This is a genomic window from Desulfosporosinus metallidurans, assembly GCF_001936615.1.
Taxonomy (GTDB): Bacteria; Bacillota; Desulfitobacteriia; order Desulfitobacteriales; family Desulfitobacteriaceae; genus Desulfosporosinus; species Desulfosporosinus metallidurans.
Genome location: NZ_MLBF01000093.1, coordinates 1 through 8,481, shown reverse-complemented (window position 1 = coordinate 8,481; position 8,481 = coordinate 1). Strand labels below are relative to the sequence as shown.

Annotated in this window: 5 protein-coding genes; 4 read left to right on the top strand and 1 reads right to left on the bottom strand. The window is 48.3% G+C overall.

What is annotated here, in order from left to right; translation table 11 throughout:
• Window positions 1–132 precede the first annotated feature (132 nt).
• Window positions 133–930: a ParA family protein gene (locus tag DSOL_RS24835; protein WP_075367409.1), complete on the top strand. Its 798-nt coding sequence runs from the start codon at window positions 133–135 to the stop codon at window positions 928–930.
• Window positions 920–1,933, top strand: coding sequence for a ParB N-terminal domain-containing protein (locus DSOL_RS24830; RefSeq protein WP_235838990.1), 1,014 nt, complete (start codon window positions 920–922; stop codon window positions 1,931–1,933). Before DSOL_RS24835 ends, DSOL_RS24830 begins: the two co-directional genes overlap by 11 nt.
• A 304-nt stretch (window positions 1,934–2,237) precedes the next feature.
• Here DSOL_RS24830 and DSOL_RS24820 read toward each other — a convergent pair whose 3' ends face one another.
• The gene (locus DSOL_RS24820; protein ID WP_075367407.1) at window positions 2,238–2,510 is read right to left on the bottom strand and encodes a hypothetical protein; all 273 of its coding nucleotides are present in this window, start codon (window positions 2,508–2,510) and stop codon (window positions 2,238–2,240) included.
• A 373-nt stretch (window positions 2,511–2,883) separates the two neighbouring features.
• Between DSOL_RS24820 and DSOL_RS24815 the strand changes: the two genes are divergently transcribed.
• Window positions 2,884–3,249, top strand: coding sequence for a TnpV protein (locus DSOL_RS24815; RefSeq protein WP_075367406.1), 366 nt, complete (start codon window positions 2,884–2,886; stop codon window positions 3,247–3,249).
• A gap of 239 nt (window positions 3,250–3,488) precedes the next feature.
• Window positions 3,489–8,481 (top strand): GNAT family N-acetyltransferase (locus DSOL_RS29300; protein ID WP_345788433.1); only part of this gene is annotated, 4,993 nt, incomplete at its 3' end.

Sequence of the window (8,481 nt, the reverse complement as noted above, 5' to 3'; positions counted from 1 at the left end):
CGTGAGTTATAATAGGCATAAATCAGTAGAACCCAGTAAACAAGCGGGTTTCCACCGATTTATGCCTATTTTTTTACGCCTTTTTTAAAGGCAAACATCAGCAATTTTAAATGATAAGGAGGAAAGGTGAAAATGTGCAAAATAATTACTGTTGCAAATCAGAAAGGTGGTGTATCCAAAACAACAAGTGTCCGCAATCTTAGCTACACTCTGGCTGAGTCAGGCTATCGAGTTTTGGTGGTCGATTATGATCCCCAATCGAACTTAACAGCTTCTCTTGTATTGGAAGATGAAAATGAAGATGTCCCGAAAATTCATACAACGATTGCAAACTTAATGACAATGGCAATGGACGAGGAAGAACTTCCGCCCAAGAACGAGTATATTCAGCAGCGCGGGAAGATTGACTTTATCCCCAACGACATTCATCTGTCGGTGGTTGAATCCAATCTGCGGATGGAGATGGGAAGCGAAAAATTGCTTTTCAGTATCCTGGAGCCTTTACGTAGGGATTATGACTATATCCTCATTGATACAAATCCTTCCCTGGGTCCGCTGACAATCAACGCTCTTTCCGCCGCCGATAGCGTTCTCATCACGATCAACCCTGAATTCTATGCTACCATAGGACTTCAAGACCTGACCAAAACCATTCTTAAAATCAAGCGCAGGATTAACCCCAAGATTGAATTTGAGGGTATCCTGCTAACCATGTGCGATATGCAGACCAATCTGCACAAAGAAGTCTGCGCGGAGGTAAATGAAGCATACCGTGGAGGCATGAGAGTTTTCAAAACTTCCATTCCCCGTTCTATCAGAGTGGGCGAAGCCAACCGCTGCGGATTGAGCATTTTGGAATTCGAGCCCAGATCTAAGGCCGGGATTGCGTATATGGAATTTGCAAAGGAGTTGATTGGATTTGCCGGATAGACCAGCACCGAAACGGATTAAATCAATGGACGAGCTGCTTATGGCAGTGGAGCCGGAGAACCAGCAAACCAATATAAAAAGTGGTGTGGTCCGCTTGAAGTTTTCTCAAGTGGACCCATACCCCAATCACCCTTTTCGCCTATACAGCGGTGAACGGTTGGACGATATGGTTGCAAGCATCAGTAATTATGGCATCCTGACTCCGATGATTACCCGTATAAAAGACAATGGCAGGTATGAAATGCTTGCAGGGCACAACCGCATGAACGCCGGCACGCTTGCAGGGCTTGACGAAGGCGACTTTATTATCAAGGAAAACCTGTCGGACGAAGAAGCATGGATGTATGTCATTGAAACCAATGTCATGCAGCGTTCCTTTGCCGATATGCTGCCGTCTGAAAAGGCGGCGGTTCTTGCTCTGCGGCACTCAAAAATGTTCTCCCAGGGCAAGCGCAATGACATTATAGCAGAGCTTAGAATGCTTGAAAATCCGCAGTATATCAAAGAAAAATCAACTTCTCCCCTAATAGGGGAAAAGTTGCACAGCGATGTTCAGTTGGGTATTGAATATGGTTTATCCAAAAACTCCGTATCAAGATTATTACGGATTGATAAATTGACCCAAGCATTAAAGGGGCGTGTTGATGCTTCTCAAATAGGAATCTACCCTGCCGTTGCCCTCTCTTACCTTGCCGAAGCGGAGCAGCAGGATATTGAAAAGGTGCTTTCCGAAAATGAATTCAAGGTGGATATGAAAAAGGCGGAAATGCTCCGCAGCTACTCCGAAAGCAGTAAACTGAACGAGAAAACCGCCTATCAAATCCTTTCGGGCGAAGTCAATAAAAAGCCGAAGTCAACCACACCGTCACCTGTAAAAATTAAGCACAAGGTCTATTCCAAGTATTTTCCCGCAGACACAAAGGCCAGTGAGATCGAAAGAATCGTTGACGAGGCCCTGGAATGGTATTTTTCCAGCAAGGTCAAAGAGGGAACGCCTAAATGACAAGAAATGTCTTGACCTGTGCGAAGTGTCGAAGCAATGACTTTGAGGTATCCTATGGCACCGACTGCTCCCGCGACAAAAAAGGAAATGAAAATTGGGAGCTGGCGCTGGCCTGCAACTACTGTGGATACTTGACAACCATAGCCCGCACCAGGGGATACATAGCGGAAATCGAGCCTGTCAACTAAGAGGAGGTGAAATTTTGAGAAAGGATGAAAGACTGAGGACGGTCTATGAAACCATCGCGCCTCACATTACCCGAACCGAGGGCGCATGGCGGGATTATCTCGGTTTTGCGGCAAGGTTATATAAATACAACTTTGACAACGCCCTGTTGGTATACGCGCAAAATCCAAACGTCACCATGCTTGCCACCACACCAATATGGAACAAATTCGGCAGATACATCAATAAAGGTGCGACAGGACTGGCGGTCTGCGAGTATGACAATGCCAGGTTGACCATCAAGCACCTGTTTGATATCTCTCAGACCAATGGCCGGGAAATCATACCAACAAACTGGCAGCTTGATGATAAGATAAAAGCAGAGCTGACCAGCCGCCTTTCCTATTCTCATAACCTTACATCCTCCGATTTTACCGAGTGCCTGAACCAATTAGCGGAAGAAGCGGTTGCCGAGCGCCTGGACGATTATCTGCAAGATTTTGACTTTGACATTGAAGGCCACCTGTTTTCACAGTTGCCCCAGGACGGACTACTCAGTCAAATCCAGGAGATTGTCAAAGACAGCGTAACCTATTTTATCGGCAAGCGATGCAGCCTTGGGGACGATGAAATCCATACCGGCGACGGGATGATGACCATTGCCCATTTCGACAGCATTCCGCTGATCGCAAGGCTCGGACACACCGTAACCGACATCTCCAAAGGTATACTTCTGGAAATGGAACGGACAATCAGAATCATTGAGCGGGAAAGGAGGATGACGCATGAGCAAAATCGAGATGAGCTACACCGAGAAGGACGGAGTGCTGCTCCCGAACCTTCAAATCTCCAACAACAGCGAGGACGACAACCAGCCCCTGGGCAAGTACGGCAGAATGGCGATGGAGTACCTGCACGAAAACCATCCGCAGCGGTTTATGATTTTGAAAATGGATGGCGCTCTGATGGAGAAAATGCACCGGGTCCACAGGGAAGCAGTGGAGAAAATCGAGTACATCACCCAGCAGATGCTGGAGACCGAGCAGATGCCGGCAACGGAGGACATCATGGAGAAGACCCGCTACTTAAACAGCCTCCGGTCGTCAGCGGAGGAAATCGTACTGAACGAGATCGTGTTCAAGGTGAGGTAAGCCCGCTGTCCCCAAACAATCAAAATACAGAGCCGCCCGAACGCGAACAGGATTCGCCGTCGGACGGCTCTTTTTTTGTGCAAAAAACACAGAGCTTGCAGGAGCGGTGGGCCGACAGGCTAACGGAAAAGGTGCTCCCCATTCCCATTGAGGAAGGGGTGCCCACACCGGAAAAAGTGGCGGCTGTCAGAGAGTGGCTGCAAACAAACAGCAATATCTATCTCCCTGTCTATGCTGTGATGTATCATGCCACAGGCTCAAAGCTTCCGATTTTGGAGGAGGGTCTGCTGCCTACCAGCGAAGCAAGGCGGCGGTCCTATCAAAGTACAAGCGGGTATGTTTACCTTGCCAATACCCCTGAACGGGCAAAAAACTTCGGCGACCTCGGAAATATGTCGGATTCGACGGTTTATGAGGTTATCGTCCCCATCCACAAGTTGCTGGCAGACATCGACCAATTGAACAATCAGAGAGCCACGGGTAAAAAAGTGGGCAACAGTGTCGCCGAGAGCATTGTATATGGCGGCGGAGCAAGAGTAAAGGGCGCTATCGCACTGTGGCAGATTAAAGCCTTTGACTATGAGGCATACAGGAATTACGAGGATGAGGCAACGAAGCAGGTCGGACTAAAAGCTTCCTATATAAATATAGAATACACGGATGAACAGGTACGGGAATATTATGAAGGCATTTTAAAAAGCACCGATCTTTATCCTCTTGAAATGTATGAAAAAATTCAGGCGCTTTTCGCAACCGACATGCCTCTTGAAGACAAGGCGGTCGCTCTATCCAAAATTTACGAGGACTACGGCGACGCGGAAAATCAGATGGATGTGCTGCTAAAAACCACTCACCGAGGCGCAGACGGGATGTCGTTTTCCTTCGGGGACGGCTATACACACATACCCTGGCATACCATAGCCAACATCATAAGAATGCTCATTGACGAAGGCGAATATCCGGCGCCTATCTCGGAGGAAAGCCTTGCAGACCAAATCGGTGACTTTAATATCCCAGATGAGATTGATGAAATGCGCATCGCAGACGGAGACGTTTCTCCCATTGCCCATGAAAAAGAGGAACCGAGCGAGCAGGAGCTGTATGCCTGTGTGGACAGCTATCTTTGCAATACGCAAATCGTAGATAAAGGCTGGCATGGTGAAATAGCGGCAGAGCTTGCCGATGACAAAGAAATAGATGAATATCTGATGGCCAACTATTTTCGGGACCTAGATGAACGCGAAACGCGGATTGACGATCACTTTGTTAGCTGTGCTGTAGAGGATAACGGCGTTGAATTCCTGATTGATCACTATGTTGTCGGGCTGTCTTGGACGGAGCTGGCTGAAAGGATAAAGACTCTAATCGAAATCGGCGCTTTCCCAGTACCGCAAACCATAGAGACAAAAATAGAGGATCAGCAGCCATTGATCAATGTCCTGGTGGTGGAGCCGGAGAAAAAGCCCTACCTCACCGCCATCCCAAGAGGAAACAATGCCTTTCAGGAAAAAGTTGGCGGCTTGATTACCACCCTTGAAATCGGGGACGGCATAGATGCCATCTGCGCCGATGATGCCAACTTTGAAACCACGCCCATCAACCGTATGATCGACGGCCAGCCCATCTTCGGCACCTTTGTTGTGGCAAGAGTGAACTACAATACAGGTGAATATGAATCTCTGCAAGAGTCCGACATCCAAAAGTACATGACAGAATTCGCCACCCCCCTCATGGACATTACCAGGCTGGTTGCGGAGTATGAGGAAATGGAAGCGGTGCAGGAAGACGCCGGGCAGGATATTGAAGCGATGGGCTTTTATCCCCCGCAGCCAGGTTATGAGAAAGACCCTAATGTCCGCGGCAGTATTGATTTTACACAAATTGAGGATATACCCAGGTTTGAAGAAATAGATACCTTTATACCGAAGCCTGTAGCCAATCAGCAAATGAACCTGTTCGATATGGAAGCTATCCCGAAGGATAAAGAAGCGGAACTCATTGAATATGTGCTACTGGAGGGCAGCCGAGTCGCTGGAGGCAAACAGCGCATCTATAAATTTGCCATGACCCATCCCACCGGCTCTGCTTTTGAGAAAATGCTAAAGAACGAATACGGTATTGGCGGCCATACCGTCGGCAAGCATGGCATCGGTTTTGAAAACCATGACAGCAAGGGGATCGTGTTTGACTGGACCGATGATAAAGGGGAAAAGCACGAAACCAAAATCACCTGGATTTGGGCAGCCATTGGCATTCAAAGGCTCATAGATCAGGGACGGTATATCGGAAACCCCGCACCCGCTAGTACATTTGAGACTGAGAAATCTGATGAAAATGAAGAAAGCAATTCCCATATCCCCACTAAGATACAGGTCCAAATCAAGGAAACCCATCTGGATTATCACAACGGGCAGCATGATTTTTTGTATGAGTCGGTCTATAACGGTTTCCCCGTTGGAGCATTGCAATACAGTGAGTATGAAGGCATCCCCCATATCAGCCATATTGAAGTGCTTGCGGATTATCGCCGCCGGGGTGTTGGAACGCAGCTCCTTCAAGCACTTCAGAGCAAATATCCCGACAGGGAGATTGAATGGGGCATGACAACGGAGGACGGTACTGCCCTGCAAGATGCTGTTACCTTTGAGGTGGAGAATGAGGCGTACACCGAACTGCAACAGGAATATGACTGGATTGCTGGCCAGCTTTCACAGTTGGAAGCCGAATGGGCAGATAAGCCAGTACCCGATGAAATTTCAGCGTATTGGAACGGCCTGCATGATCGGCAGCAGGATATTGAAGAAACACTGTATGATGAAAAGCCGTATAAAAGCTTTGTGCAAACGGCTGTACCCCAAACAGAAACCGAGCCGGTGTCTGAGCCTGTTTCAAAATCCCGTCCTGTCAAAACCAATTTCCGCTATTCCGAGGACTATGCCCTCTATCCAAACGGTGTGAAAACCAAGTACAAAAACAATGTGGAGGCCATCAAGCTGCTAAACAAAATCGAAAGCGAAAAACGGCTTGCCACAATCGATGAACAGATTGTCCTTGCCCGGTATGTGGGCTGGGGCGGTCTTGCCAATGCCTTTTCCGATACGGTCAGCGGCTGGGAAAAGGAATACCACGAATTGAAGCACTTGCTGGATGATAAGGAATATGCGGATGCCTTGAATTCGGTTGTCACCGCCTACTATACCGAGCCGGAGCTCATCACACGAATTTATAAAGCCTTTGAGAGCTTTGGCTTTACAGGAGGCGAAAACAGGAAAATACTTGACCCAGCCATGGGAACGGGAAACTTTTTTTCCGTTCTTCCCGAAGGCTATGAGGAAACGCCCCTGTTTGGCGTGGAATTGGACAGCATCACAGGCAGGATCGCAAGGCAGCTTTATCAAACGGCGAATATCCAGGTACAAGGCTTTGAGACCACCTGTTTTGAGGACAACTCCTTTGACATTGCCATCGGGAACATCCCCTTTAACAACATCAAGCTCTATGATAAGCGATATGATAATGAGGATTTTCTGATCCATGATTATTTTATTGCCAAATCCCTTAACCTTGTAAAGCCCGGCGGCATCATCGGCTTTATCTCAAGTAAAGGCACGATGGATAAAAAAGATACCAGTGTCCGTGAATACATTGCCCGCAGAGCCGACCTAATCGGCGCCATCCGGCTGCCAAACACAGCGTTTAAGGCTCTTGCCGGGACGGAGGTTACGGCGGACATCCTGTTCTTTCAAAAGCTGGAGTCTCAGCGTACAGTAGATAAATACTCCCTTCCCGATTGGGTGTTTGTCAATTCCAGAAAGCCCGATTACATGAATATGAACCAGTATTTCATCGACCATACGGAGATGGTATTGGGTGAAATGCAGTTTAGCAGAACTATGTATGGGCGTGAGGATGGTACGGCCTGTATCGCTCCCGAAGGCCAGGACCTTTATGCGGAGCTTGACAGAGCCATCGGAAATTTGCACGCCGCCTTTACCGCCGAAGCAGACCCGTCCTTTGAGGAAATAGAGGAAGCCGGGGAAGAAAACGCGGGCGAGTTGGACGCTCCCGAAGGGACAAAAAACTATACCTATGTGGTGCAGGATGATAAGATTTACTACTGCGAGCGTAACAAGCTCATACCGCAGGACTACACCGGCAAACGCGCCGAGCGCATCAAGGGTTTATGCGAAATCAGAACGGCGCTGCTGGAAGTCATCCGAATTCAGACTAATGATTACGCACCTGACGAACTGCAGCAGGCGCAGAAAACTTTGAATGAGGTTTACGACCGCTTTGTAAGACAATGCAGTGCCATCAATGACAAGGCCAACATCGCCGTATTCTCCGATGACGACCAGTTCCCTCTGCTCCGTTCCATTGAGGATCAGAGCAAGGATAAAAAAGCATGGAACAAGGCCCCCATTTTCCTTAAGGCCACCATCAAGTCCTATCGCCGTCCCACCCATGCCGAAACAGCCAAGGAAGCTCTTGAAATATCGTTGAACCAAAATATGAAGGTTGATTTGCCGTATATGGAAAAGTTGACGGGCAAATCGGCAGATGAACTTATCAATGAGCTTGGGGATCGCATCTATCTCAATCCGCAGAAATACTACGGCAATTATTATGAAGGCTGGGAACTGAGCGAGGAATACCTGAGCGGACAGGTGAGGGATAAGCTGCTCTATGCCAAACAGAAGGCCGAAGAATATCCCGAACTGTTGGAGAGAAACGTGCAGGCCCTTGAAGCGGTGCAGCCCAAATGGCTGGAACCCTCCGACATCGACTTCCGCATCGGAAGTCCCTGGATACCCATTGAATATTTCCAGCATTTCATGCACGAAACCTTTGGCACTACGGATTATCTGAGGGACTCAATTACGGTTGACTACATGGAATACACCACCTCCTGGCGCGTCAACGGAAAGACAAGGGAGCCCACCTCCGTCAAGGTCAACAACACCTACGGCACAAAGCGGGTCAATGCTTATCAGATTTTCGAGGATTGCCTCAATCTCCAATCCACCACGGTGCGCGATCCGGTTCCCTATGTGGACAAAAACGGCAAGGACCAGGTGCGGTATGTGGTCAATGCCAATGAGACCATGATTGCGCGGGCAAAGCAGACTCAAATCAAGGAAGCCTTTGCCTCATGGCTTTTTAAGGATAAGGACAGAGCTGATATCCTGCTTAAAATATACAATGAGAAATTCAATACCATCCGCCCCCGTA

Coding starts and splice junctions, on each gene's coding strand:
- DSOL_RS24835 (WP_075367409.1), top strand. CDS start 133: ATGTGCAAAATAATTACTGTTGCAAATCAGAAAGGTGGTGTATCCAAA.
- DSOL_RS24820 (WP_075367407.1), bottom strand. CDS start 2,510: ATGAGAATAGGAAAGGCGGCTGGTCAGCTCTGCTTTTATCTTATCATC.
- DSOL_RS24815 (WP_075367406.1), top strand. CDS start 2,884: ATGAGCAAAATCGAGATGAGCTACACCGAGAAGGACGGAGTGCTGCTC.